Source organism: Inhella inkyongensis (assembly GCF_005952805.1).
In the GTDB taxonomy this organism is placed as follows: Bacteria; Pseudomonadota; Gammaproteobacteria; order Burkholderiales; family Burkholderiaceae_C; genus Inhella; species Inhella inkyongensis.
This window is the reverse complement of record NZ_CP040709.1, coordinates 483,915-507,454: the sequence shown is the minus strand read 5'-3', so window position 1 is coordinate 507,454 and position 23,540 is coordinate 483,915. Positions and strand designations below refer to the sequence as shown.

The window sequence follows — 23,540 nt, the reverse complement described above, 5'->3', positions numbered from 1 at the left end:
GGCAGTTTGCGAACCCCTTCGCCCGCCCACCAGCGGCGGGTGACCGGATGCATGCGGAGGGCCATAGACTGCCGTTTTGCGCGACGATCCGGAGAGCGGCATGAAGTGGGAAGGGCATCGAGAGAGCGACCGGGTCGAGGACCTGCGCGGCAGGCCCAGCGGCGCGGGCCGACGTGGCCTGGGACTGGGCGGCATCGTGTTGGCCTTGGTCGCAGCCTGGCTGTTCGGTATCAATCCCATGACGGTGCTCAGCGCGCTGGACGATGGCAGTGGCGCTCCCGTTCAAGTGGACCCAGGGAGCGCAGGTGACGACCCGGCACGCGACCCCGCAACCCGCTTCGTCAGGGTGGTGTTGGCCGACACCGAAGACGTCTGGCAAACCCTTTTCAAGCAGCGCCAGCAGCCTTACACGCCGCCGCGCCTGCGACTGTTCCGCGGCCAGACCGAGACCGCCTGCGGCACGGGCGATTCAGCCATGGGGCCCTTCTACTGCCCAGGCGACCAGCACATCTACCTGGATCTAGACTTCTTTGACACCCTGTCGAAGCAATTGGGTGCACCGGGCGAATTCGCGGCAGCCTATGTCGTGGCCCATGAGGTGGCCCACCACCTGCAGCAACAGCTGGGCATCAGCGCCAAGGTGCAACAGGCGCGCAGCCGCCTGTCCGAGGTAGCGGGCAATCAGCTCAGCGTGCGCTTGGAGTTGCAGGCCGATTGCCTGGCCGGTGTGTGGACCCACCATTCCCAAAAGGGCAAACAGTGGTTGGAGCGCAGTGATGTGGAGGCCGCCCTGAATGCAGCCAGCCGCATCGGCGACGACGTGCTGCAAAAGGCCGCCAATGGGCAGGTGGTGCCGGAGAGCTTTACGCATGGCAGCGCGGCACAGCGCCAGCGCTGGTTCAGCGTGGGCATGCAACAAGGCCGCATCGAAGCCTGCGACACCTTTGCGGCGGCACAGCCCTGATCAGTCGGAGTCGCTCTCGCGCCGCAAACCCATCCAAGCCTTGATCGTCAGGTGGCGCAACAGCATGCCCGGCGGCATGCGCAGCGCGTGCGCCCGCACATAGAGCCGCCACTGAGCCCACCGGTCCAGGGCCCCTGCGCTTTGCAGCGCGTGCATGGCGCGCTCGAAGCGACGCAGCAATCGCTCTGGGGCCGGGCCACCCGCCCGCTCGCTCAAGGCCGAAACAAAGTCCTGCGGCAGCGGCGTTTGCCAACTGCGCTGCAAGAGTTGGAGCCCCAAAAGCACCGGCTCGGCCACGCCATGTTCGGCACAGGCCTGCAGCAAGCGAATCCAAAAATCGGGCTCGGTCCGTGCGAAGTGGCGCAACAGGCGGTCCACATCACAAAGATCTCGCAGCCCGTGGTGCTGCTCGCCTTCGTGGGCCAGATGCACCAGGGAATGAATCACCAGATCCTCGGGCGCCGGCACGCTCAAACCCGGCAAATCCGGCAACGCACGAGCGCGGGCAATCAGCGCCTCGGGGCGCGGGTGCAAGCGACCGGTGAGCGGCAATAGGCTGTGATGGACATCCAGCACCGTACCGCGGCGCACCTGCACCATCGGCGGCAGCTCGTGCATCCACTCCCGGTAGTAGTGCTGGTCATAGGCTTCCTGTTTGGCGCTGACCCAACCGGCCAGCATCAGGGTGCTTTCCACCTGGCCCAGGGCAGTGCGAGACACCAAGATATCGATGTCGCCAAACATGCGGGCTTCACTGGCCGGGTAGTTGCCCAGCACATAGGCCGCCCCCTTGAGCAGCAACACCGGCACCCCGAGCCCACCGAGCGTGCGCTGCAACAGCTGCGCTTCCCAGGCCACCGACAAGCGCTGCCGCGCCGCCAGCTGACGCGCCCCCTCCAAGTGGCGCTCAGGCGCCGGTGCGGCGTGGATACCGGCATCGCCCATGCGCTGCGCCAACGTGCCCAGAAGATTGGCCGCGCGCGCCTGCGCAATCAGCCGGCCCCAGCCGGTCTCATCCAGGGCACGCACCCGCTCGGGCTGGGCCAGATGCTGCAGCAAGAAGGACAGCGGGAGGGCGCTCATCAGCGGCACAGCTCGTCGATCAGGGCCAGACCGGCCTCGGTGCTGCCATAGCGAATCTGGAAGCAACGCGCCCCATCCAGTAGCGCACAGGCCGCGGTAAAGCCCGCCTCCCCCATGCGTTCCTGATTGAAGTTCTGCTCCGAGAGCAACACAAAGGCCTCGACCCGGCTGATTTCCTCGACCGAGGACTCAGCCCCCGCCTCAAAGCGAGGAAACACCAACCAAGCCAATTCGGCGGGACGGTGAGCGGCCTGAACCGAAGCCTGGGGACAAGCCGCATGGGCGATATCGCCTTTGCGGGTGGCTCGGAACACCGGCCCCAACTGCGCACCCGGCATGGCCTGGACCCGCGCAATCGACTCGTTCTTCAAGCTGATGGGGCGCGGGTGTGGCAGCAACTGGGCGCGTGCGGGGTCGTAGATGGCCAGCTCATCCGAGAACAACTGCCAGCCGCGCATGAAGGTCAGCGACGCACACAGGGTACTTTTGCCCGCGCCGGGAAAGCCAGGCAGCATCAGCGCGCGGCCGTTGCGCGCCAGCACAGCGGCATGCATCACAAGAAAGCCCAGCGCGCGATGCGCCACCGACCAATTCAACCCCCACTCGAACAGTGGCCCGGCCTGCTCACCCGGTAGCGGATGAAAGGGCTCGACCCCATCAAGCAGAAAACGCGCCTGGGGCGCCCACCAGCGCCGCAAGCCTTTGCCCGGCAGGATCTCGATATCGAAGTCCACAAATCCGCCGGCCGAGCCTGGGCTTTGTGGGTAATCGGCATAGAAGCGTGACACATGCGCGGCCACGCCGGGGTAGGACGAGCGCAGCCGCACCCGAAAGGGCGCGATGTCAATCTGCAGGTCGGTCATGCGGCGGCCAACAGATGCTCCCGCATCAAGGTCTCCAACACCTGTTCCGGCAGTTCTTCAGGGACTTCACCGGTATCCGCCTGAACCTGTGCGACCCGTGCGGCCATCCAGGTCTCATCCGGCGTACAAGCCTGTTCGGCAAGGGCCCTCACGAGGGCCGCCGCCAGCGGCGACAGGATCCAATAATCGCCCGAGGTCGCATCAAAGGCGATACGCCCGTCCGAGCAGTTCCAGTCCGGCGCCCAAATCAAGCGCCGCCCCGGCGCCAGGCCGAGGCACGGCAAAGCCGCCAATCAAGTGCCCTTACAGAGATTCGGCACCGCTGCCTGAACGTCGTACATCCCGGAGATGTAGGCAATCACATCCGAGGCGGTCCAACCGTTGTTGCCGCAGCTCAACAACGCCGAGGGGCAGTAGGTGCCACCGTTCTTCACCGCCATCCACATCTCGACGATCTGTGGCCGGCTGAGCGGGTAGTTCTGGCTCTGCGAATCAAAGTAACCGGCATTCAGCCAGGCTGCTGACAGATGGCGCAGCAACTGCGTGTACTTCGTCTCATAGGCCAGGGCCTGCCACAAGCCGATGCCAGCGGGCGCACCGACGAAGCCGGCCTCGGTCAACAACGTGCCCGGGGTCAGGATGTCGGTTTCCGACAGATCAGGCGGCTTGGCCCCACAGAGCACCGGCACGGACTTGAAAGTCGGGAACTTGGCGCCAGCCACCGTCCAGTGCGGGGAGTGTTGTGGGGTCATCCAGAATCCTGGCGACAAGCCACCCGAACAGGTACTGCCATCGCCCGTGCGCGGGCTGGTGTTGCCGCTGATCATGGCCGAAGGGCTCTTGCAGACGGCACCCAGGGCCGTCTTGGCCGGCACGGCCACCAACACCCCACCGGCCACACCACCGAACAAACGACGCCGCGGCGCATTCGCCGGTGCGCCAGCGGGCTGTGCCTTCTGGGTTTGCGGGTTCGAGTCCATATGCCTTCCTTTGTTCTGGCCTGACCGGCGCACCACACCAGGAATCGGGCGACCCCCGGGCGCGCAAGCGAAACAGATTGTAGGTGGGGGTCCAGACCGGTCCGGCCCCTCAAACGGGTGGGGCCTGCCCTATCCTTGCGGCCTATGTCCGCCCCCAAGCCTTTTTCGATGATCCGCGAGTTTCATCTCGCCGATTGGTTCACGCTGGGCAATGCCATTTGTGGCGTTGCCGCCCTGTTTGCCACCATGAGTTACCTACAAACTCAGGAGAGCTGGCACTTGCTGCTGGCCTGTGGCTTGGTGCCGTTGGCGCTGATCTTCGACATGCTGGACGGCCGCATCGCCCGCTGGCGCCAGGCCAGCAGCGCCATGGGCAGGGAGCTGGATTCGCTGGCCGACGTGATCTCCTTCGGCGTGGTGCCCGCCGCCATCGCCTACGCAGCCGGAATGCAAGGCTTGTGGGACCGCATCATCCTGGTGTTCTTCGTCACCTGTGGCGTCTCTCGCCTGGCGCGTTACAACGTCACGGCAGAGCAACTCAGCGCGGGCACTGACAAAGTTGCCTATTTTGAAGGCACGCCCATTCCGACCTCCGTCCTCCTGGTGGCCCTGTTGGCTGCCGGCATTTGGCAAGGTGCGGTCGGCCCGACGCTCTGGGGCGGGGTAGTGGAACTGGGTGGCTACCGCCTGCACCCACAAGCCCTGCTCTATCTGCTGTCCGGCTCGTTGATGATCAGCCGGATCCGGATTCCCAAGCTCTGACTTAAAGCATCAGATCGAGCGCAGTACCGGCGAACAGCGCTGCGCCCACCCAGTGATTGAGCCGAAAGGCTTGGAAGCACCCGGCCCGTTCACGGGGCGCAATCAAGCGCAAGTGCCACAGCACCTGGGCCAGGGCCAGCCCCCAGCCCGCCACGAATCCCCAGCCCATGCCAAAGAAGCTCAAGGCGAGCCCCGCCCAGCCGCCCAGAAAGACCAGATAGAACAGCGCGATACCTCGCACATCCCAGGCCCCCAGGGTGATGGCACTGGTCTTGATGCCGATCTTGAGATCATCCTCGCGGTCGACCATGGCGTACTCGGTGTCGTAAGCCAGTACCCAGAACAGATTGGCAGCCATCAGACCCCAGGCCGCCAGGGGGATGGCATCGGGGATGGCCTGCAGGCGCCAATCATCCGCACCCAGCACAGCGGAAAAGGCCATCGGAATGCCAAAGCTAAAGGCCACGCCCAACACCGCCTGCGGCATCGCCAAGACCCGCTTGGCATAGGGATAGAGCAGGGCCACGGCCAACGCCGGCAGCGAGAGCCAGATGGTGGGCGGATTGGTGCTCAGCACCAGAAGGAAGGCCAGAACCGCCAGCAGCGCCCCCAGCTGCAAGGCCTCCTTGACCGGAATGGCGCCGGTGGTGACGGGCCGCTTTGCGGTGCGCGCGACATGGCGGTCAAACTCCCGGTCGGCCACGTCGTTGATGCAGCAACCGGCCGAGCGCATCAAGATGGTGCCGCCGATGAACACGAACAACAGATGCCAACCCGGAAACCCATCCGCCGCCAGCCACAAGGCGGAGAGCGTGGGCCACAGCAGCAGCAGCCAGCCGGCGGGACGATCCCAGCGGATCAAATCGAGATAGAGGCGCCAGCGCGCGAAGGAAAGCGACATTTCGCCATTATGGGAAAGCCCTGTCATCAAGCCGTGACAGTTGGCCGGCAGCATGCGCGTCCATCATGTCTGCCACTCCTCGATTGACCCACTTGCCGCGTCGCACCCTGGTGCTGAGCGGCCTGTTCACCATCTTGCCGGCCTGGTCGCAAACCGGTGCGGATGCCCTGCTGGCCGCCACCCAGTTGCGCCTGGGCGTGGAGCGCCTGGTGAAGCTGGAATTGGAACGTCGCGCCCTGCCGCGCCTGACACGGGCCCTGCAAGAAAGTGAGCGCGAGCGCCCGCGCGTGGGCGCGGCCCTGCAACATCTGCGCCGCCCGTGGCCGCAGCTCAACGAACGCCGCCAAGCCCAAGTCCTGCGCGCCACCGACGAGGCCGCGGACCTGGTGGCCGATCTGCAGCGCACGCCCGGCACCTTGCTGGGCGACAGCGAGGCGGTGGCGGTGCGGCTGGGCTTCGTCACCACCACGCTTTCCGGCCTTGCCCCCGACCCCGAGCGCGCCGCCCTGGTGGACCTGTTGGCCCGTGCCGGCACCACCGCGCTACGAGTCGGCAAGCTGAACTTCGCAGCGGCCATGGAGACCGGCCGCGGCAGTGCCTCGGTGGCCGTGGCCGCACAACAGTCGGTGATCGAGTTCGAATCCGCCCTGCAATCACTCGGGCGTCAACGCCTGGGCGAGCGTGCCACGCAAAACCTGGAACTGGCCCAGCACCAATGGGTGCTATTCCGCGCCGCGCTCAGCCCCTCGGGGCTGGTGAAGTCGCCCGATCGCCTACCCGAAGTGGCCACCACCACCGACCGCATCGCCGAGGCGCTCAGCCGGCTCGCTCAGCAGCTGACCTAAGCACCGAGCCCGGTTCAGTCGGCATCCGTCTTGAACTGCTTGGCCGACTCACTCAACGAGCGCGCCCGGTCCGACAACTGCGCGGCCGAGGCCGCCGTCTCCTCGACCAAGGCGGCGTTCTGTTGCGTCGCGCTGTCCACCTCGCGAATCGCCGCTGCCAGCTGACGAATCTGCTCCGCTTGCGAGTTGGATTCCCGCGTGATGTCACTCATGATGCCGGTGACCCGCTCAATCGCCTGCACCATCTCGTGCATGGTCGCGCCGGCCTGGTTCACGTATTGACCGCCCTGACTCACGGTCTCGATCGAACTTTGAATCAGGGTCTTGATCTCGCGCGCCGCCGCCGCGCTGCGCCCGGCCAGGGCGCGTACCTCGCCGGCCACCACGGCAAATCCCCGCCCCTGCTCGCCCGCCCGAGCCGCCTCCACCGCCGCATTCAAGGCCAAGATATTGGTCTGGAAGGCGATGCTGTCGATGACCTGAATGATGTCGCCGATCTTCTTGCTGCTGGCGGTGATCTCTTCCATCGAGCGCACCGCCTGTTCGACGATGGCGCCGCCCTTGCCCGCCACAGCCGCCGCGTTCTGCACCAGGCTGTTGGCTTCTCCAGCGCTGCCCAGGTTGTGGCCCACGGTCTCTTCCAGGGTCGCCGTACTCGCGCTGGTTTGCTCCACCACGGCCGCCATCTGTGCGCCACGATTCGCCAGGTCGTGGTTGCCGGCGGCAATCTCGGCCGCACTGCCCTCGATTTCTTCGGCACTGGATCGCACCTGCAGCACCAGCATCACCAGGTTGTCGATGGCCTCGCGCAACTCATTGCCCGCCAGCACCAACTCATCGCGGCCCGCAAGGCTTTCGCTGCTGCTCAGGTCGCCACCGCCCAGCCGGGCGATGCGTCGCCCCAAGGCCTGGTAAGTGGATTGAGCGGCCATGTAGTAGGACGCCAGCAGCACCATGCCCAAGCCCACCGACAGCACCGCCACCACCACAGCGGTCCACATTTGCCGCTCCAGGCGCTGCACGCGCGCCTGGATCAACGTGGTCAGGCGCTCGGCGACGTCACTCTCCAACGCCTCCAACTCATGCTGAAAACGCGTGCCGGTGGCGAACCACTCTTCCGATTTGGCCGTGATGGGGCCCGCAAATGGAAACTCGGCATCGATGCGAGAGACGAATTGAGTTTCCAAGGCCTCAAAGACCTCCCGCTTCAACCCGGCCACGACGTCTGAGTTGGCCCGCTCCACCCGGACCAAATCGTCACGCGCACGCCCCAGATACTCATCGGTCATGGCATCGGCGTTGTGCATGGCCATCATGACGTCCGGGGGCACCTGGGCCACATCCCCGATCCTCGCAATCGCCGCCCCCACGCCGCGGGCACGACTGACCGCATTGATCAGGCGCGGCAAGTCATCGACGGCTGCGACCATCAAGTAGTAGCTATCGGCATCCGGATCGAGCGCCAGATTGCTATTGCTCGCAATGGTTTCATAGAGGTCGAGCACCCCCTCCACCAAAGTATTGCCGGCCTCCATCACCGGCTCCAGGGCATCGGTCTTGAGGCCCGCCAGCGCCGTCGAGGGTTCGCGCAATTTGCCCAACTCGGCCCGCAAGCCCAGGGGATCACCTGCTGCGCTCAGGGCCTGATCCCAGGATGCCAATTGAGACTGGAAGCCGGCCGCCGCCTGTTGCCGCATCCCTTCGGCCCCCTCGCGACCGCTGGCTTGCCCCATGCTGGAGCCCCGAAGGTTCAGGGCCTGTTCCAGCAATTTATCGGCCTGCCTGAGCTCAGTGATGCCCCGCAACTCTTTGCGCGAGAACTCGGCCGCCTCACGCCGGTCGTTCACCAGCGTTATCAAGAGATAGAGCACCGGAATCGCGAAGGCCACACAGATGATGGCGAACTTCTGGGCCATCGGCAGCCGGCGCATCAAGCGCATCAGCGGCAGGAACAAGCGGGTCATGAAACGCTCCTAAGGCAGGGCGGGGAGACGCGGCCAAGAAGGCCACTCTGCCTCCTCCACCCGAAGGAGCAGGCTGGGACTATCCCTGGGGCGCGGCAGCCCTCAAGGTGAGCGGCAGCTCAATGCGTCCGGCGCGTTCGTGCCTCGCCTTCAAGCCAAGCGTCGCGCCAGCCGGCGCGCGCACCCACCACTCAACTTGCGCCCGGTCGGCCGTGACCTCGCGGCTGGGCACGAAGTGATGGGCGCTGGTCTTGGGCGCGTGCCCGGCCAGTTGCGGCCCCTGCACGCGGGCGCAGCCGCTCATCAACTCCGCGCCCTCGGGCAGGTCGATCTCAAACACCACGCCGCGCACCACCTCGCGCGCCAGCGCCTGCTCGGTGACGTGGCTGGGCAAGTAGCCGCTATTGCACACCGCCAGCCGCACCCGCCAGCAATCTTCACCCACGGCTTCGGCACTGGCCTGCAGCAACTCCAGGCGCGGCAATGAAAGCGCCAATTGGTTCATCCAGGCCGGGAAGCGCGCCACTTCCTTTTCACGCAGGCCGATGGGCGGGTTGCGCCAGAAGTTCATCAAGTCCCAGCCCCCGATCTCCACCGCCCCGAGCTGCGGGTGTTGGAAGGGGCGCCAATTCACAAAGGCGGCGTCGGGGCCCAAGGTCTCGCTCCAGCGCAGCAGCTTGAGGTCGTCCTCGGCCGGGTGCTCGCGGTACCAGTCGATCCATTTGTAGCCCTGAATACCGGCCTCGCGGTTGGGACTCCACAGCTCCACCACCCAGAACAGGGCGCCCAGATGGTCGTAGAACCATTGCTGAGTGCCGGTGATGGTTTCCTTGGGGTGATAGCGGAACTCATGCCAGGTGCTGACGCTGGGATAGCCGGTGTGCTGGGTCGCCAGCTCGCTGAAGCGCTTGATCTGCCAGAGGTCCTCGGGAATCAGATCGTCATCGCTGCGATTGCCGCTGGGGCGCAGGATCACTCCTGAATGCGTGTGATAACTGATGGCCGCACCGATATTGGGGTGGCGCACCACGAAGTCCACCACCGCACGCACCTCCGGCTCGCTGGTGGGGTAGGGGCCAGCCCCCAGCTGATCCACCTCCTGGCGCCAATCGGCCGGAAAGTTGCGATTCAGGTCCAGGCCCTCAACATCCCGATTGACCTTGACCTGCACGCCATCGAAGCCCTGGATCAGCCCTTCGGGCATCAGGCGGTAGTAAGGCCCACCGAACTCGCCCGGCTGACGCGGTACCAGCAGGCGTGCGTCTTCCGGGTGTGGGCGCCAACCTCCATTCGGGTCGGGCACGCGCATCGTCAGGATGCGGCCATCGCCGTCGATGTCCTCGGGCGTCAGTCCGTCCAACGGCGCATCCTCAAAGGGATAGGGGCGGGTGGCCGAACGGATGTGCCGCGGCCGCTCGGCCAGGGCCAGTTCGGCGCCATCGGGGCAGAGGCGCGGCGCCAGGTAGACGGTACGGGTATCCAACAGGCGCGTGATGGCTGGATCGCTGCCATAGCGGCTCAGCAGCTGATGCAAGTAGTTCAGGCAGGCGGTCGAGGCCAGCAACTCGGCCGCGTGGATATTGCCGTCCACCCAGAGCGCGGGTTTGTCGGGGTGCGCTCCGGTGGCCTGGTTGGTCAGTGCCAACACCCAAATTTCGCGCCCCTCGCGGCTGAGCCCGATGCTGAACTTCTGCACCAACTCAGGCCGGGCCGTGGCGTAGGCCTGCAGCAGTTCGGTGAGGGCACTGTGCGAGTAGAACTGCTCGAAATCGGGCGTGGGCAACATGGCAATTGCAAAACATGCAGGGGCCGCGATTGTTTATCCGCCCGTGAACCGCACTTTCCCCGGCTTGGTGAGTTCCGCATCCTGGCCTATAAGCTCAACTGCGAACGCAGCGGTGCGAGTCGGCCGCCGAATGAAATGCCACCGGGAGGGCCCCCATGAACACCGCCAACACCACCAGCGACGACGACTGGTTGATTGACGACAGCGACTGCGCAGACAGCGCGGCCCTGCCGCCCTGGCGCGTGCTGGTGGTGGACGACGAACCCGATGTCCACTCGGCCACCCGGCTGGCCCTCTCCAATGTGGTCTACAAGGAGCGCCCGGTGCAGGTGCTCTCGGCCTACTCCGGCAAAGAGGGCCTGATGATGTTGCGGCGCGAAGCCGACATCGCCCTGGTGCTGCTGGACGTGGTGATGGAAACCGAGGACGCCGGATTGCGCTTGGCCCGGCAAATCCGCGAAGACCTCGGCAACCACCTGGTGCGGGTGGTGCTGCGCACCGGCCAGCCGGGACAGGCACCCGAGCGCGAAGTCGTGCTGCAGTACGACATCAACGACTACAAGAACAAAACCGAGCTGAGCAGCCAGAAGCTCTTCACCACCGTGATTGCCTCGCTGCGAGCCTATGAAGGCCTGCTGATGATCGAGCGCAACCGCGCAGGTCTGGAACGCATCCTGGAGGCCTCCACCGATCTTTATCACGTGCGCTCGCTGCGTGAATTTGCCTCCGGCGTGCTCAATCAAGTGAGCGCCATCCTCGACGTCGGCGCCGACGGCGTGCTCTGTGTATTGAACGAAGCCGAGGCCACCGGCACCAATCTGCCCGTGGTGGTGGCGGCCACCGGGGCCTATGCCCATATGGCCGAGCCCCAGGGGGCCGAGCTGTCACAGCAGCCTTTCTGGCGCGAAGTGCAGCAGGCCTTTGCAGAGAAGCGCAGCCGCATCGAGCCGCGCAGCGCCGTGCTGTTTGTCGGCACGCCCGAGCAGCACGAATTCGTCGTCCTGGTCACGCCCCCCTTGCCCTTGGCCGATTTGCAGCGCCAGCTGCTCGAAACCTTCTGCGACAAGATCGGCTGGGCCTTCGACAACTTGCACGCGCTGGATGCCATGCGACAGGCTCAGGGGCGCTTCGTCCAAGTGGTGGCGCAAATCTTCGACGCGCTGCACCGCCGCGCGCCCGCCGATCTGCCGGCCGAGCTGGGCCCCCTGCTTGACCACCTGGCCCAACAGGGCCTGGGCGGCTTGGACGCCGAGACCCTGCGCCAACGCCTGCTCGCCGGCTGCGCCTGATTGCGGCGGCCTGGGCGCCGCCGACTATCATTCCGCCCCCTCAATTCACACCGCTAGGTGGAGCTCGATATGGCCTCGGTCAACAAAGTCATCGTTCTCGGCAATCTGGGCCGCGACCCCGAACTGCGCTACACGCCCTCGGGCGCTGCCGTCTGCAATGTGTCCATTGCCACCACGCGCAACTGGAAAAGCAAGGACAGCGGCGAGCGCCAGGAAGAGACCGAATGGCACCGTGTGGTCTTCTATGACCGCCTGGCCGAGATTGCCGGCGAATACCTCAAGAAGGGCCGCCCCGTCTATGTGGAAGGGCGCTTGAAGACCCGCAAGTGGCAAGACAAGGAAGGCCGCGACCAGTACACCACCGAGATCATTGCCGAACAGATGCAATTGCTGGGCGGGCGTGAGGACGGCGGTGGCGGCGGTGGTAGCGGATACGGCGGCGGCAGCCGCGGTGCCCCGCAAGGCGGTGGCGACGACTACGGCCACGACGCCCCGGCCGAACGCCCGGCGCGCCCGGCCGCTCGTCCGGCCCCGCAGCGCCCGGCGCCGGCCCCCAAGCCGGCCAGCAGCTTTGACGACATGGATGACGACATCCCGTTCTGAGCTTTGGCTGCTCAGCCTGCTGCTGAGCGCCTGTAGCGGCACGCGGCCGCCATCGGCGCCCGCGGTCGTTTCCCCACCGACCGAAGCAAGAGCACCCGCCGCCGCACCGGCGGCCCCAACGCCGCCGCCGCGCTTCCAGGCCCAAGGTCATCACCCGGCCTGGAGCCTGCGCCTGGTGGATGAAACCATCGAGTTCCTGGCCGCCGATGGCCTGCGCTTCAAAGCCACCAGCTTGTTCCTGCCCGACGCCAGCGCCGGCGCCGCCACGCTGGGTCTGGAAGTGCAGGGCCATCCGGCCCTGCTGAACGGCGAACGCCGCCTTTGCCGCGATGCGGTGAACCAACTGCCCTACCCCTGGCAGGTCAGCATCACTTATCGCGGCCGGGTCTATCTGGGCTGCGGCGGCCAGCCGGCCACGCTGTTGATGGGTGCCGCCTGGCAGGTGGATGCGCTGGACGGCGCGGCCGACTTCGCGCCAGGCCAGAGCCAACTACGCTTCGAGGCCGAGGGCCTGCTGAGCGGCCACGGCCCCTGCAATCGGCTGCAGGGACAGTACCGCATGGGTGTTGATGGCCTGAGCCTGGGCGGGCTGCGTGTCACCGAACGCGCTTGCGCCGACGCCGGCCTTCAGGCCCTGGACCAAGCCCTGCTGAACTTCCTGCCCCAGGTGGCCCGCCACGAACTGGACGAGCGCGGCGACCTGGTGCTGCGCAGCGCCGACGGCCGGCGCCTGCGTCTATCGCGTCACTGAGCCCAGCACGCACAGACCGGCCGCGCCACACTGCGCGCCCGGGTCCGGCAGCACCTGGCAGGTGCCCACGCGTCCGCTCTGGCGCTGCTCCGCCCGCACCAGTTCCCGGTGGCGCAAAGCCAGACGCTCCAGCACGGCGGCATCGGTGTTCAAGGTCGACACCGCCACATAGGACTGCGGCCCGCCACAGGGTCGGGCGCCGACACCCAGGCTGCGGCACTGCGTATCGGCGCTGCAGCGCGGCTCACCCACGGCCTGCATCAGTTCAGCGCGGGCGCGCTCAATCTCGGCGCCGGGCGCCGCCGCAGCCGGTGGGGTGAGTGCCGGCGGCGGGTGCGCGCACGCCGCCAGCGCATGGGTCAGCAGTGCGGCCAGCAAGGCCCTGTTCATTCGCTTCATTGCAATCGCTCCACGTCAAAGCCCTGGTGGCGCAACAGGTCCGTGAGGGCCTGCGGGCCTGTCATGTGCAGCAACCCCACCGCCGCCAGCAGCGGGCGGCCCTTGGCATGCTCGGCCGCAATCCGTTCGGCCAGATGGGGGTTGCGCGCGTCGTTCAAGCGGCGGTGCAGCGCCAACTCTTCGGCTGCGGGCTGGCATTCGCACAGCGTGGCCAGATCGGCCAAACGTCGCAGATCTCCCTCGGCCCAGGCCTGCCCAAGGCGCTCCAGAGAGCGCTCGGCGTCGCCTTTTTCCAGGCTCGCCAGGCTGAACTGAAGCAACCGGCGCGCGGCCCCGGGCTCGCGCGGCAACAAGGCCCTCATCTGCAGACCGACACTTTCTAGCGCCACAACCGGCCGGCCCGTGGCCTTGGCCCACGCGAGCAGCATGGCCTCCTGCCCATAGGCCGGGTCCAGGCCCGCACGCCGCCCGGCCATCACGGTGTAGGTCACCGCCTGCATCACCGGATGCAGACCGGCCAGAGCCTGGCGCGGCAGGCAGACCCGGTCGGCCTGGCGATCCAGGCGCGCCTGTTCCTGCGCACTCAGGGTCAAACGAGCCGCCTCGGCCTGGGCCTGCGCCAGCTCGGCCTGGGTGCCCGGCGCGCTGAGATCGACCTCCAGCGCCAGCACCTCCACTTCGGCCAGGGCCTGCTGCAGCTTGGGGCCGGGAAAGGCCCAGGCCAAACGCCCCACATGGGCGGTGCCGAATAGATAAGACTGCCGGCCGTCTTTGCGCAGACGCCAAAGCGCACCGCGATCGCGAGCCGCGCGCTGCCCCTGCTCGATCTGATCGGCCGTGGGGGCCTGCGCCACCGGCGGGCAGTCTTGCGCCCGCAGCAGCGCCGGGCCCAGCAGCAGCGCCATCCCCAACGCCCACGGCAACAGCTTGTTTCTCATCTTGGCTCGCGCGCAGTCATGCGGGCTCCATTCTGGGTCAGAGCCGGGCACACTGCCGGCCCATGCGACGCAATGTCCTGCTCACCGGCTTCGAACCCTTTGATGGCGCCAGCCAGAACAGCTCCTGGGCGCTGGCTCAAGGCCTGCACGGGCATGCCTTGGCCAGCGGGCGGATCGTGCAAGCCGTGCAACTGCCCTGCCGCTTCGGCACCGCCCTGCAACGCCTGGAGGCCGCCCTGCAAGACTTGCGCCCCAGCCATATCTTGGCCATGGGCCAGGCCAGCGCGCGCACCAGTCTGTCTTTCGAGCGCGTGGCGCTGAACTGGATCGACGCGCGCATCCCCGACAACGATGGCCTGCAACCAGTGGATGTGCCCGTGCTGCCAGGCGCCCCCGCGGCCTACTTCAGCAACTTGCCCATCAAGACCATGGTCAACGCGGTGCGTGCGGCCGGGCTGCCGGCTGAAGTCTCGTACTCGGCCGGCAGCTATGTGTGCAATCAGGTGTTCTATTTCCTGATGCACCGGCTGCGCAGCCGCAGCCGGGCGCGCGCGGGCTTTCTGCATGTACCGGCGCTGGAGGGCGGACCCAGTACGCTGAGCCTGGACGACTTGCAGCGCGGTCTGTTGGCCGCACTGGAGGTGCTGGAGCAGGCCGAAACCCACGCCCCCGGCGACGGCCGCACAGATTGATATGCACACCACGCTGCACCCCGATCTGCCCCAGCCCGATCAGGCGCTGCGTGCCAAGGCGCTGATCGAGTCCTGCGTGCACTGCGGCTTTTGCAGCGCCACCTGCCCCAGCTTCCAGGTTCTGGGCAATGAGCTGGACAGCCCGCGCGGGCGCATCACCCTGATCCGCGAACTGTTGCAGGGCGAGCCCGCCCAACGCAGCACGCAGCAGCACCTGGATCGCTGCTTGAGTTGCCGCGCCTGCGAGACCACCTGCCCCTCGGGGGTGCGCTATGGCGAGCTGCTGACCCTGGGCCGAGCGCGCGTGGATGCGGCCGTTGCCCGGCCCTGGCGTGAGCGATTGCTGCGGGCGGCCTTGGTGCGCGGCCTGCCGACGCGCGGCTTTGCCTGGGTTCTGCGCCTGGCGCAGGGCTTACGCCCCCTGCTACCGGGCGGGCTGCGGCGGCGCATACCACCGCACCAGCCGGCGCGCTGGCCGCGCCCGGGCAGCCAACCGCGCCAAGTGCTGTTGTTGCGTGGCTGTGTGCAACCCGCCCTGGCACCGAACATCGAGGCCGCCACGCACAAAGTGCTGGCGGTGCTGGGCGTGCAGGCCCTGCCGGTCGCAGGCTGCTGCGGCGCACTACCGGCCCATTTGGGCGATGAATCGCGCGCCGCGAAGTATCAAGCCGAGCTGGTGCGCGCCTGCAGCAACAGGCTGCCGCTGCTGAGCACGGCCAGCGCCTGTGGATTGATGATCAAGGAATACGGCCAGCAGGCACCGGCGGGCTCGGCCGACGCCGAGTTAGCGAGCCGTACCCTGGATCTGGGCGAATGGCTGCTCAGCCCGGCCCATCTGCCGCGCTTGCGCGCCGCCCTCAAGCCCGGAGCCCTGCCCCTGCTGGCCTGGCAACCGCCTTGCACGCTGCAACATGGTCAGCCCGGCGGTGCGCGGCCCCAGCATCATGTGGAGCGGGGCTTGTTGGCCCTGGGCTTTCGCCTGCACCACGCGGCCGAGGCGCATTTGTGCTGCGGCTCGGCCGGCAGCTATTCGGTGCTGCAGCCTCAAGTGGCTCAGGCGCTGCGCAGTCGCAAGCTCGAACAGCTGCAACATCCCGAGGTGGAATGCATCGTCAGTGCCAATGTCGGCTGCATCACGCACCTGGCGGCGGCCAGCGAGCTGCCGGTACGGCACTGGGTGGAAGTGCTGGCCGAGTGGGTATGACCTGCCGGCTTGAACAACAATCCCGCCTTTGCCGAATGTCCTGCCCGACCATGTTGCTGCGCGCCCTCACCCTTGCCACCCTGAGCCTACTGGGCGCCGAAGCCCAGACCAAGCCACAGGGCAAGCTACAAGATGCGCCGCCGCGCCTGGTGGTGCTGCTGGTGGTCGACGGTCTGCCGATGCGGCAGGTGCAGTCCCTGCGGCCGCAGTTCGGCACCGACGGGCTGCGCCGCTTCTACGACCAAGGGACCGTGTTCACCCAGGCCCACTATGCCCACGCGCACACGGTGACGGCCGCCGGCCACGCCACGCTGGCCACGGGCGCCTACCCCCAGCGCCACGGCGTGGTCGGCAATGAATGGCTGAACCGCGCCAGTGGCGCCTCGGTCTACAACACCGAAGACCGCGCGCACCGCTACCTGGACAACGCCGCCACCCCCCCCGACGCCGGCACCAGCCCGAAGAACTTGCTGCTGCCCACCTTTGGCGACCAACTGCGCCAGCAGCAGCCGCAGGCCAAGGTGATTGGCATCTCAGGCAAGGACCGCGGCGCCATCCTGCCGGCCGGACACCGCGGCACGGCCTATCTGTACCGCAGCGAGACCGGGCGCATCACCAGCAGCAGCTACTACATGGCCCAACTGCCGGCCTGGGTGCACGCCTTCAACGCCAAGTTCAACGCCGACCGCTTCTGGCAACAACGCTGGAGTCCCCTGCTGCCGGCGGTCGCCTATGCACAGTCCACCCCTGACGATCAAGCCTGGATGGGCAGCGCCGGCTTTGGCAAGGCGCTGCCCGCCACGCTGGGCGCAGGACACGAAGCCCCGGGGCCGCGCTTCTACACCGATGTGCTGACCTCGCCCTTCGGCGATGAACTGCTGCTGGACTTCGCCCGCGCCGCCATCCGCCACGAGGGCTTGGGCCAGGATGAGGTGCCCGATGTGCTGAGCATCAGCCTGTCCAGCCACGACTACATCAACCACACCTTCGGGCCGGACTCGCGCCTCTCGAACGACCATCTGCTGCAACTCGACCGCCTGCTGGCGCGCTTCTTCCAAGACCTGGACCGCGAGGTGGGCTCGGGCCGCTATGTGCTGGCCCTGGCCTCAGACCACGGTTTTTTGGACAGCCCCGAGGCCCGCGTGCAAAAGGGCCTGCCCGGTGGACGGGTGCCGCTGCCGGCGGCTTTGAGCGCACTGAACCGGCATTTGGAAGACGAGTTCGCCGTCAAACGTCTGGTGCACGGCTTGAGTGCGGGCACCCTGCTGTTTGACGTCCAGGCCCTGCAGAAGCTGGATGCCGCCGCCGTGCAGCGCAGCGCCGCCCGCTTCTTGACCCAGCTGGAAGGCATGGGCGGCAGCTACACCGAGGCCGAGTTGGAATCCTCTCAGCCACCGCGCGCCGACCAGCCCCACCTCCAGGCCCTGCGCTTGTCCTATTTCCGCGAACGCAGTGGGCAGCTGGGCCTCTACCCGGCCGAAGGTTGGCTGTACGGCAGCCGTCTGACCGGCAGCACGCACGGCAGCCCCTGGGCCTATGACCAAGAGTTGCCGCTGCTGTTCTGGGGGCCGAGTTGGATAGGCCAAGCCGTCAGCACGCAACGCGTGCAGGCGGTGGATCTGGCACCGACCCTGTTGCGCCTGCTGCAAGCTCCCCCGCTGCCCCAGGCCCAGGGTCAAGTCCTGCCGCTACCGGCGCCGCAACGCAAGCAGCGCCCCAAGACACCGCCGCGCGCCCAAGCGCGCTGAAGTACCCACTGCGAGAATCACGCCGACCGCGCGGGAGCCCTGAATGTTTTTTGATCTTCCTTCGATGCTGGGCGAGTACCTCTTGCCCCTGCTGATCCTGGTGCCCCTGGCCCTGGTGGTGGTGCTGGTGGCCGCGCGCGGCCACAAGGAGGACCACTGGAGCGTGCGCCCCTGCGATCCTTGGCCGGCCCCCAAGGCCGAGGCTCCGCTGAGCCGCGAAACCGCACCGGAAATTGCAGCCCCAGCGGCGCCGAGTCCGGCCGCGGAATCCCCAAGCTCTGTCGCAGTCGCAGTCCCAGCCCCAGCCACGCCGCCATCCACAGCCACCCCCTACTTGGTGGCACTGGACGACGCCCTGCCGCCAGCGGCACCCCTGGCCCCGCCCGCGCCGACGACCGCCCCGCGCCGGCGTGCCAGCGATCAAGCCCCCGGCCCCGCCGCTCCCACTGCCGGCCCCATCCCCCTGCTGGTGGTGGACGACTCGGCCGTGGTGCGCGCCAAGCTCAGCAAGCTGCTCAGCGGTGCCGGCTACGCCGTCAGCACCGCGCGCCATGGGCAGGACGCGCTGGAGCAGCTGAACCAACACTGGTTCGCAATGATGATCACCGATCTCGAAATGCCCGAGATGGACGGCTTTGAGCTGATCGCCCATGTCAGCGGCGATCTGCGCACCGAGAACTTGCCCATCGTCGCCATCACCGGCCATGAAGAATTGGGCGCGCGCGTGGCCGATGTGAAGGGCCTTTACGGCATCTTCAAGAAGCCCTGGAGCGACCGCGAGCTGCTCGCCCGCGTGGGTGTGCTGACCCAGTTGCGTCCGCGCTGATTTCTCAGCAGTAGGGCGCGCTCAGCCCCTCTGTCTGAAACACCCTCTGCAAGGCCGGGCGCGCCAGCAGGCGCTGCAGATAGGGCCCGATGTGGGGGAAATCGCGCGCCTTGCGCCCGTCGAAATTGCGCGTCCAGCGGCAGAGCGTGAAGGCCAGGCAGTCCACTGCGCTGAACTCCGACCCGAGCAGCCAAGGCTGACCGTGCCGGGCCAGTTCGGTATCAAGCTGTTCCAGCAGCGCGAGCACCTTGGCCTGGGCATTGGCTTTCAGAACGCTCGCCTGCTCAGGCATCCAGCGCTCGGGATAGAAGTAGAGGATCAGGGCGGTCTGCACGCTGTTGTTCAGCCAGGCCATCCATTTGTAGGCCTGGGCCCGCGCGGCCGTGCCCAGTGGCGGCAGCAGCCGGCCGCTTTGATCGCACAGATGCATCAGGATGGCCGGGGTCTCATACAGAACCAGGTCGCCATCAACCAAGGTAGGGATCAAGCCATTGGGGTTGAGCTTCAAATAGGCCGGTTGCTTGTGTTCTCCGGCGGCCGCATTGACCGGCACGAGTTCGAAGGGCAGGCTCAACTCTTCAAGCAAGAAGTGCGGCGCCATGGCGGCGCTAGAGGGAACGTGGTGCAGCTGAATCATGATCAGGCAAGGATTGGCGGGAGCGGGCCAGCATAGAGGCAGTCCGCTCCTCCTTTTTCGCCTGGGCAGCAGCACTTCAGGCCATTACAGTCAGATCCAAAAGGGAGGCTCCATGGCCAATATCCTGCTTGCGGACGACGACACCTTGACCCTGCAGATGCTCCAGGCCACGCTGGAGGATGAGCATCAGGTCACGGCCGTTGCTGACAGCTCGGCGGCGCTGGATCTTGCGCTCACGCGCCCCTTTGATCTGGTGTTGCTCGATGTCGACATGCCGGGCATGAGCGGCTACGAGTGCTGCGAGCGCATCAAGGCCGCGCCCCAGGGCGCCCAGTTGCCGGTGATGTTTCTGTCTGCCTTGACAGGCCTGGAGGAACGGCTGCGGGGCTATTCGGCCGGCGGCGAGGACTACCTGACCAAGCCCTTTGATGCCGAAGAGCTGCTGGCCAAGGTGCGGCGGGTGCTGCAGCACAACGGCCGCGAGCGCGAACTGGCTCAGCAACTGGATGAGGTGATGAACGCCGCACTGGCCAGCGCCGACATGGTGGGCGAGACCGGTGTGGTGCTGGACTTCCAGCGTGCGGCATCAAGCTGCGCCACCCCCGATGCCCTGGCGCTGGCGCTGCTGGAGGCGGTGCAGCGGTTCGGCTTCGAGGCCTGTGTGCGCCTTTGCAGCCTGAGCGCGACGATCTCGCGCAACCAGCGTGGCCCGGCCAGTGCGCTGGAGTCCAGCCTGCTGGATCATCTGCAGAGCGCCGACGCCAGTCAGCGCCTGCACGCCGTGGGGCCCCATGCAGGCTTCCACTGGGGCAAGGTGTTGCTCTTCGTGCGCGGCTTGCCGCTGGCCAACCCCAGCGCCGAGCGCGAGGAGGCTGAGCGAATCGGCCGCGTGCGCGACAACATCGCCCTGCTGATGGAAGGCGCCCTGCAACGCCTTGCCGCGATTGATTCGGCCCAGGCCGTTCGCGACCTGGATCAACTCAGCCGCTTGGTCCAGATGACCCATCAGGCCTTGGCGGACATTTCCGCACGCAGCCAGGCGCAGCAACTGGCTGTTGCGCACCAATGCGAGCACCTGAATGAACGCCTCGAAACCAGCTTTCTGCAACTGGGACTGACCAGCGTGCAGGAAGACCATCTGATTGAACTGGTGCGCGGACACCGCGAATCCGTGCTGGCTGAACTGGCCCAGGGCCAGGCCTTGGATGCCCGCCTGCGCGAAATCAGCAGTCAACTGCGTGCCCAACTCAAACCCTGAGGCTTTGAAGCCCGCCGCCGAGCCGCTGCCCGAAGCCGCCGGTGCCGCGCGGGCGCAGCGCGAGCTGGGCGAGCGCATGGCCCACGGGGTCGCCGTCATGCTGGCCGTGGCCGGTGTGGCCGGCCTGGCACAGGCGGCCGCCACCTGGTGGGGCGGCGGGAGATTGCCGCCCGCCCAGCTGGCACTGATTGCCTGCCTGGGCCTGGCCTTCAGCCTGATGTGCGCCTTCTCCTACTGGCGCCTGAAGCGCCGCGGTGTGCATGCGGCCATGGCGTGGTTTGGCGGCGCCAGCCTGTCTTTGCTGCTGTCTTTGCCTTGGATCACTGGAACGGGGCTGTCCGATGCCGGCCTGCCGGCCTTGGTCGTCGTCGTGCTGGCGCTGGGCCTGCTGGTGTCACCGCGTGCGGCCAAACGCGCCCTGGCACTCAGTCTTCTTGGCGTAGCCGCCGTGGCCCTTGGACAGTGGATGGGGTGGATTCCCGGCCCCAGCGACGCCCGCCCAACCCCCTTGGCCGTACTGGTTCTAGGCCACTCCGCCGCACTTCTCCTAGGCGGCTGGCTCGTCATTCATTACAGCCAAGTGTTCTTTGACGCGCTCGGTTCGGCCGAGAGCTCGCGATTGCTGCTGGCCGACAGTCTTCAGCAACAGAACGAAGCGGCCGAGCAACTGCGCTTGTCAGAGGCGCGCCAGCGACAACTGCTGGAAGGCTCGCTCACGGCGGTGCTGATCTTTGGCGGCAAGGATGGCGTGATCCGTTACGCCAATCAGCGCACCCTGGAGGCCTATGGCGTGGAGCGCATGGAACAGCTGCGCCCCGATTGGGTCATGCCCGGCGAGGGCTATGGTCGCGAGGAGGCCCTGCGCCTCTTTGAGCGCACTCTCAACCAAGGCCCGCAATACCAATGGTGGTGTTCGCAGCGGCGCGACGGCACCCTGATCTGGTGGGACATCAAGACCCTGGCCCAACACCAGGACACCGACCCCCAAGTGGTGGTGTTTGGACATGACATCAGCGCCCAGGTGGCAGCCCGAGCGGCCCTGACCCAGGCGCGCGAGCAGCTCGAGGCCCAGGTGCGCGCCCGCACCCAGGCCTTGCAGGCCCAGCAGCAGCGCATGGAGGCCATCCTGGAGGCACTGCCCCTGACGCTGTCCATCCGCGACGGCGGCGGCCGCTACCAACTGGTGAACCGCCAGTTTGAGCGCAGCAGCGGCTGGCGGCGCGAACAGGTGTTGGGCCGCCGCAGCCACGACTTCCTGCCCGCCGCCGAGGCCGCGCAGATCGCCAGCACCGATGCCGAAATCTTGCGCGTCGGCGGGGTGCAGCATTACGAGCAGGCGCTGGTCCACCCCGCTGAGGGCTTACGCGAGCTGCTGTTCACCTCGGTGGCCATGCAGGACAGCGAAGTCGGCGGCTACACCGTGCTGACCCTGGGCACCGACATCAGCTCCCTCAAGCGCCTGCAGCATGAGTTGGAGCAGGCCCGCGACGACGCCCAGCGCTTGGCCCAGGCCAAGAGCGACTTCCTGGCCAATATGAGCCATGAAATTCGCACCCCGCTGAATGCCGTGCTGGGCCTGGCCCAATTGGCCCTGCTGCGAGAGCCAGCCGGCGCCTACGAGCGCCAGGCCTTTGAGGGCATCCGCAGCGCCGGCGAGCACCTGCTCGGCGTGGTCAACGACATCCTCGACTTCGCCAAGCTGGAATCAGGCAAATACCTGACCTCCTGCGATGTGGTGGACCCCTTGGAGCCTCCGCGTGGCGCCCTGGCCATGCTGGAAGCACGGGCGCGTGAAAAGCGCCTGGGCTTGCGTCTACAAGTCGAGGGTGAACTGCCCCGACGGGTGCAGCTGGATCTTCTGCACACCCGCCAGGTGCTGGTCAATCTGATCGGCAACGCCCTCAAGTTCACTCAGCAGGGCGAAGTGCTGGTGCGCGTCTCAGCCCATGATGGTCGTCTATGGTTCGCGGTGCACGACACCGGCCCCGGCATCGACGCCGCTCAGCAAGAACGCATCTTCCAGGCCTTTGAACAAGCCGATGTGTCAGCCACCCGACAATTCGGTGGCACGGGCCTGGGCCTCTCCATCAGCCGCCGCCTGGCCCGGCTGATGGGCGGCGACATCAACCTGCAGAGCAGCCTGGGGCAGGGTTCGACATTCACCCTGCACCTGCCCTGTGTCGCTCTGGCCGAGCCCACCGGCATGGCACCAGGAGATAGTGGCCCCCGCCCTCAAACCCCCAGCGCCCAGCTGGCCGGTCTGCGCGTGCTGGTAGTGGACGATGTGGAGCTCAACCGCGCCATCTTGATGGAGATGCTGCAAAGCCAAGGTGCCCTATGCCAGCAGGCTGATAGCGGTGCCCAGGCCCTGGCCTGCATGGACGCGCCGGACTGTCCGCCATTCGATGTGGTGCTGATGGATGTGCAAATGCCCGGCATGGACGGCTACGAGACCACCCGGCTGCTGCACAGCCGCCGCCCCGAGCTGCCGGTGTTTGCCCTGACGGCTCACGCCCTGCCGGAGCAAGTGGAGCTCTCACGCGCCGCCGGCATGGCAGGGCACATCACCAAACCGGTCGAACTGAGCCGTCTGGTTGAGGCCCTGATGGCACGCCTTCGCCCCGCTGCGAGCCCAACAACACCCACCCCCACCGAACCGGCCCCGCCTGCGCCCGCCAAGCCGGAAGCAACCTCCATCCTCGGCTGGGACTACGCCGCCGCCCTGGCACGGTGCGCTGGCAAGGCCCCCCTGCTGCGCCGTCTGCTGACCGACTTTGAACAGCAATACCGCCAACCCATGCCCGAAGGCGGCGAGGCCTTGCGCGCCTGGGCGCATCGGCTGAAGGGGACGGCGGGGAATCTGGGGCTGACAGCACTCGCTACCGGCGCAGGCGAACTGGAGCAATCCGCCCTGACCGTGACGCAGCAGCAGCAGACCGAACTGAAGATCCTGCTGCAGCGCCAGCTTGATTCGCTGGCGAACTGGTTAGATCAAGCCGCCTGACCAGATGCCAAAGGTCAGCCCCGACCTCGGTGAGGCGCGCGCG

The 23,540-nt window shown here is 67.0% G+C and carries 22 protein-coding genes; 12 read left to right on the top strand and 10 right to left on the bottom strand.

All coding sequences use genetic code 11. The features are described from left to right. Positions 1–100: 100 nt before the first annotated feature. The gene (gene ypfJ, locus FF090_RS02525) at positions 101–964 is read left to right on the top strand and encodes a KPN_02809 family neutral zinc metallopeptidase (protein ID WP_138855234.1); all 864 of its coding nucleotides are present in this window, start codon (positions 101–103) and stop codon (positions 962–964) included. Here the strand turns inward: ypfJ and FF090_RS02520 are convergent, their stop codons facing one another. Genes FF090_RS02520 through FF090_RS02505 form a run of 4 tightly spaced genes read right to left on the bottom strand, consistent with a single transcriptional unit; the run spans position 965 to position 3,890 of the window. Further along, positions 965–2,047 (bottom strand): nucleotidyltransferase domain-containing protein, encoded by a 1,083-nt coding sequence (locus tag FF090_RS02520; protein WP_138855233.1) that lies wholly within the window; start codon positions 2,045–2,047, stop codon positions 965–967. After that, on the bottom strand, positions 2,047–2,910 hold the full coding sequence (locus FF090_RS02515) for an HprK-related kinase A (protein ID WP_138855232.1): 864 nt from the start codon (positions 2,908–2,910) through the stop codon (positions 2,047–2,049). Before FF090_RS02515 ends, FF090_RS02520 begins: the two co-directional genes overlap by 1 nt. After that, positions 2,907–3,203: a hypothetical protein gene (locus FF090_RS02510; protein WP_138855231.1), complete on the bottom strand. Its 297-nt coding sequence runs from the start codon at positions 3,201–3,203 to the stop codon at positions 2,907–2,909. The genes FF090_RS02515 and FF090_RS02510 overlap by 4 nt, the downstream gene beginning before the upstream one ends. Continuing rightward, entirely contained in the window at positions 3,204–3,890 is a 687-nt protein-coding gene (locus tag FF090_RS02505; protein ID WP_138855230.1) for a hypothetical protein, read from the bottom strand. A gap of 144 nt (positions 3,891–4,034) precedes the next feature. Here FF090_RS02505 and pssA point away from each other — a divergent pair, with 144 nt between their 5' ends. After that, positions 4,035–4,652 carry a CDP-diacylglycerol--serine O-phosphatidyltransferase gene (pssA, locus tag FF090_RS02500; RefSeq protein ID WP_138855229.1) on the top strand — a complete coding sequence of 206 codons (618 nt, stop codon included), beginning with the start codon at positions 4,035–4,037 and terminating at the stop codon, positions 4,650–4,652. A 1-nt stretch (position 4,653) separates the two neighbouring features. Here the strand turns inward: pssA and ubiA are convergent, their stop codons facing one another. Continuing rightward, positions 4,654–5,553, bottom strand: a complete 900-nt coding sequence (ubiA, locus tag FF090_RS02495; protein WP_138855228.1) for a 4-hydroxybenzoate octaprenyltransferase — start codon at positions 5,551–5,553, stop codon at positions 4,654–4,656. Positions 5,554–5,618: 65 nt separating this feature from the next. Between ubiA and FF090_RS02490 the strand changes: the two genes are divergently transcribed. Then, positions 5,619–6,398, top strand: a complete 780-nt coding sequence (locus tag FF090_RS02490; protein WP_138855227.1) for a hypothetical protein — start codon at positions 5,619–5,621, stop codon at positions 6,396–6,398. A 14-nt stretch (positions 6,399–6,412) separates the two neighbouring features. Here FF090_RS02490 and FF090_RS02485 read toward each other — a convergent pair whose 3' ends face one another. Continuing rightward, positions 6,413–8,362 carry a methyl-accepting chemotaxis protein gene (locus FF090_RS02485; protein WP_138855226.1) on the bottom strand — a complete coding sequence of 650 codons (1,950 nt, stop codon included), beginning with the start codon at positions 8,360–8,362 and terminating at the stop codon, positions 6,413–6,415. Between the two features lie 79 nt (positions 8,363–8,441). Continuing rightward, positions 8,442–10,148: a M14 family metallopeptidase gene (locus FF090_RS02480; RefSeq protein WP_221305010.1), complete on the bottom strand. Its 1,707-nt coding sequence runs from the start codon at positions 10,146–10,148 to the stop codon at positions 8,442–8,444. A gap of 155 nt (positions 10,149–10,303) precedes the next feature. Here FF090_RS02480 and FF090_RS02475 point away from each other — a divergent pair, with 155 nt between their 5' ends. The 3 genes from FF090_RS02475 (at position 10,304) to FF090_RS02465 (ending at position 12,791) form a co-directional block, all read left to right on the top strand. After that, positions 10,304–11,437, top strand: a complete 1,134-nt coding sequence (locus FF090_RS02475) for a DUF3369 domain-containing protein (protein WP_138855224.1) — start codon at positions 10,304–10,306, stop codon at positions 11,435–11,437. 69 nt (positions 11,438–11,506) lie between these two features. Continuing rightward, positions 11,507–12,040: a single-stranded DNA-binding protein gene (gene ssb, locus FF090_RS02470; protein WP_138855223.1), complete on the top strand. Its 534-nt coding sequence runs from the start codon at positions 11,507–11,509 to the stop codon at positions 12,038–12,040. After that, entirely contained in the window at positions 12,021–12,791 is a 771-nt protein-coding gene (locus FF090_RS02465) for an META domain-containing protein (RefSeq protein ID WP_138855222.1), read from the top strand. Before ssb ends, FF090_RS02465 begins: the two co-directional genes overlap by 20 nt. Here FF090_RS02465 and FF090_RS02460 read toward each other — a convergent pair. Together FF090_RS02460 and FF090_RS02455 are read right to left on the bottom strand one after the other, a co-directional pair. Further along, positions 12,777–13,190 (bottom strand): hypothetical protein, encoded by a 414-nt coding sequence (locus FF090_RS02460; RefSeq protein ID WP_138855221.1) that lies wholly within the window; start codon positions 13,188–13,190, stop codon positions 12,777–12,779. The genes FF090_RS02465 and FF090_RS02460 overlap by 15 nt on opposite strands. Continuing rightward, positions 13,187–14,128 carry a TraB/GumN family protein gene (locus FF090_RS02455; protein WP_138855220.1) on the bottom strand — a complete coding sequence of 314 codons (942 nt, stop codon included), beginning with the start codon at positions 14,126–14,128 and terminating at the stop codon, positions 13,187–13,189. Before FF090_RS02455 ends, FF090_RS02460 begins: the two co-directional genes overlap by 4 nt. 62 nt (positions 14,129–14,190) lie before the next feature. On the opposite strand from FF090_RS02455, the gene FF090_RS02450 reads away from it, so the two are divergent. Genes FF090_RS02450 through FF090_RS19070 form a run of 4 tightly spaced genes read left to right on the top strand, consistent with a single transcriptional unit; the run spans position 14,191 to position 18,598 of the window. Beyond that, positions 14,191–14,820 (top strand): pyroglutamyl-peptidase I, encoded by a 630-nt coding sequence (locus FF090_RS02450; protein ID WP_138855219.1) that lies wholly within the window; start codon positions 14,191–14,193, stop codon positions 14,818–14,820. A 1-nt stretch (position 14,821) separates the two neighbouring features. Further along, positions 14,822–16,024 carry a glycolate oxidase subunit GlcF gene (gene glcF / locus FF090_RS02445; protein WP_138855218.1) on the top strand — a complete coding sequence of 401 codons (1,203 nt, stop codon included), beginning with the start codon at positions 14,822–14,824 and terminating at the stop codon, positions 16,022–16,024. 50 nt (positions 16,025–16,074) lie between these two features. Continuing rightward, positions 16,075–17,772, top strand: a complete 1,698-nt coding sequence (locus FF090_RS02440) for an alkaline phosphatase family protein (RefSeq protein WP_175423483.1) — start codon at positions 16,075–16,077, stop codon at positions 17,770–17,772. A 43-nt stretch (positions 17,773–17,815) separates the two neighbouring features. Beyond that, on the top strand, positions 17,816–18,598 hold the full coding sequence (locus FF090_RS19070; protein WP_175423482.1) for a response regulator: 783 nt from the start codon (positions 17,816–17,818) through the stop codon (positions 18,596–18,598). Between the two features lie 4 nt (positions 18,599–18,602). Here the strand turns inward: FF090_RS19070 and FF090_RS02425 are convergent, their stop codons facing one another. Further along, positions 18,603–19,235, bottom strand: coding sequence for a glutathione S-transferase family protein (locus FF090_RS02425; RefSeq protein ID WP_138855214.1), 633 nt, complete (start codon positions 19,233–19,235; stop codon positions 18,603–18,605). Between the two features lie 112 nt (positions 19,236–19,347). Here FF090_RS02425 and FF090_RS02420 point away from each other — a divergent pair, with 112 nt between their 5' ends. Together FF090_RS02420 and FF090_RS02415 are read left to right on the top strand one after the other, a co-directional pair. Then, positions 19,348–20,493, top strand: coding sequence for a response regulator transcription factor (locus FF090_RS02420; protein WP_175423481.1), 1,146 nt, complete (start codon positions 19,348–19,350; stop codon positions 20,491–20,493). Next, positions 20,474–23,497, top strand: a complete 3,024-nt coding sequence (locus FF090_RS02415) for an ATP-binding protein (RefSeq protein ID WP_175423480.1) — start codon at positions 20,474–20,476, stop codon at positions 23,495–23,497. The genes FF090_RS02420 and FF090_RS02415 overlap by 20 nt, the downstream gene beginning before the upstream one ends. The last annotated feature ends 43 nt before the right edge of the window (positions 23,498–23,540 follow it).

Excerpts from the sequence above, each read along its gene's own strand:
- FF090_RS02450 (WP_138855219.1), top strand. The coding sequence starts at position 14,191 with ATGCGACGCAATGTCCTGCTCACCGGCTTCGAACCCTTTGATGGCGCC.
- FF090_RS02455 (WP_138855220.1), bottom strand. The coding sequence starts at position 14,128 with ATGAGAAACAAGCTGTTGCCGTGGGCGTTGGGGATGGCGCTGCTGCTG.
- FF090_RS02440 (WP_175423483.1), top strand. The coding sequence starts at position 16,075 with ATGTTGCTGCGCGCCCTCACCCTTGCCACCCTGAGCCTACTGGGCGCC.
- pssA (WP_138855229.1), top strand. The coding sequence starts at position 4,035 with ATGTCCGCCCCCAAGCCTTTTTCGATGATCCGCGAGTTTCATCTCGCC.
- FF090_RS02480 (WP_221305010.1), bottom strand. The coding sequence starts at position 10,148 with ATGTTGCCCACGCCCGATTTCGAGCAGTTCTACTCGCACAGTGCCCTC.
- FF090_RS19070 (WP_175423482.1), top strand. The coding sequence starts at position 17,816 with ATGTTTTTTGATCTTCCTTCGATGCTGGGCGAGTACCTCTTGCCCCTG.
- FF090_RS02485 (WP_138855226.1), bottom strand. The coding sequence starts at position 8,362 with ATGACCCGCTTGTTCCTGCCGCTGATGCGCTTGATGCGCCGGCTGCCG.
- FF090_RS02420 (WP_175423481.1), top strand. The coding sequence starts at position 19,348 with ATGGCCAATATCCTGCTTGCGGACGACGACACCTTGACCCTGCAGATG.
- FF090_RS02490 (WP_138855227.1), top strand. The coding sequence starts at position 5,619 with ATGTCTGCCACTCCTCGATTGACCCACTTGCCGCGTCGCACCCTGGTG.
- FF090_RS02465 (WP_138855222.1), top strand. The coding sequence starts at position 12,021 with ATGACGACATCCCGTTCTGAGCTTTGGCTGCTCAGCCTGCTGCTGAGC.
- FF090_RS02475 (WP_138855224.1), top strand. The coding sequence starts at position 10,304 with ATGAACACCGCCAACACCACCAGCGACGACGACTGGTTGATTGACGAC.
- ypfJ (WP_138855234.1), top strand. The coding sequence starts at position 101 with ATGAAGTGGGAAGGGCATCGAGAGAGCGACCGGGTCGAGGACCTGCGC.
- ssb (WP_138855223.1), top strand. The coding sequence starts at position 11,507 with ATGGCCTCGGTCAACAAAGTCATCGTTCTCGGCAATCTGGGCCGCGAC.
- FF090_RS02515 (WP_138855232.1), bottom strand. The coding sequence starts at position 2,910 with ATGACCGACCTGCAGATTGACATCGCGCCCTTTCGGGTGCGGCTGCGC.
- FF090_RS02425 (WP_138855214.1), bottom strand. The coding sequence starts at position 19,235 with ATGATTCAGCTGCACCACGTTCCCTCTAGCGCCGCCATGGCGCCGCAC.
- FF090_RS02520 (WP_138855233.1), bottom strand. The coding sequence starts at position 2,047 with ATGAGCGCCCTCCCGCTGTCCTTCTTGCTGCAGCATCTGGCCCAGCCC.
- glcF (WP_138855218.1), top strand. The coding sequence starts at position 14,822 with ATGCACACCACGCTGCACCCCGATCTGCCCCAGCCCGATCAGGCGCTG.
- ubiA (WP_138855228.1), bottom strand. The coding sequence starts at position 5,553 with ATGTCGCTTTCCTTCGCGCGCTGGCGCCTCTATCTCGATTTGATCCGC.
- FF090_RS02505 (WP_138855230.1), bottom strand. The coding sequence starts at position 3,890 with ATGGACTCGAACCCGCAAACCCAGAAGGCACAGCCCGCTGGCGCACCG.
- FF090_RS02460 (WP_138855221.1), bottom strand. The coding sequence starts at position 13,190 with ATGAAGCGAATGAACAGGGCCTTGCTGGCCGCACTGCTGACCCATGCG.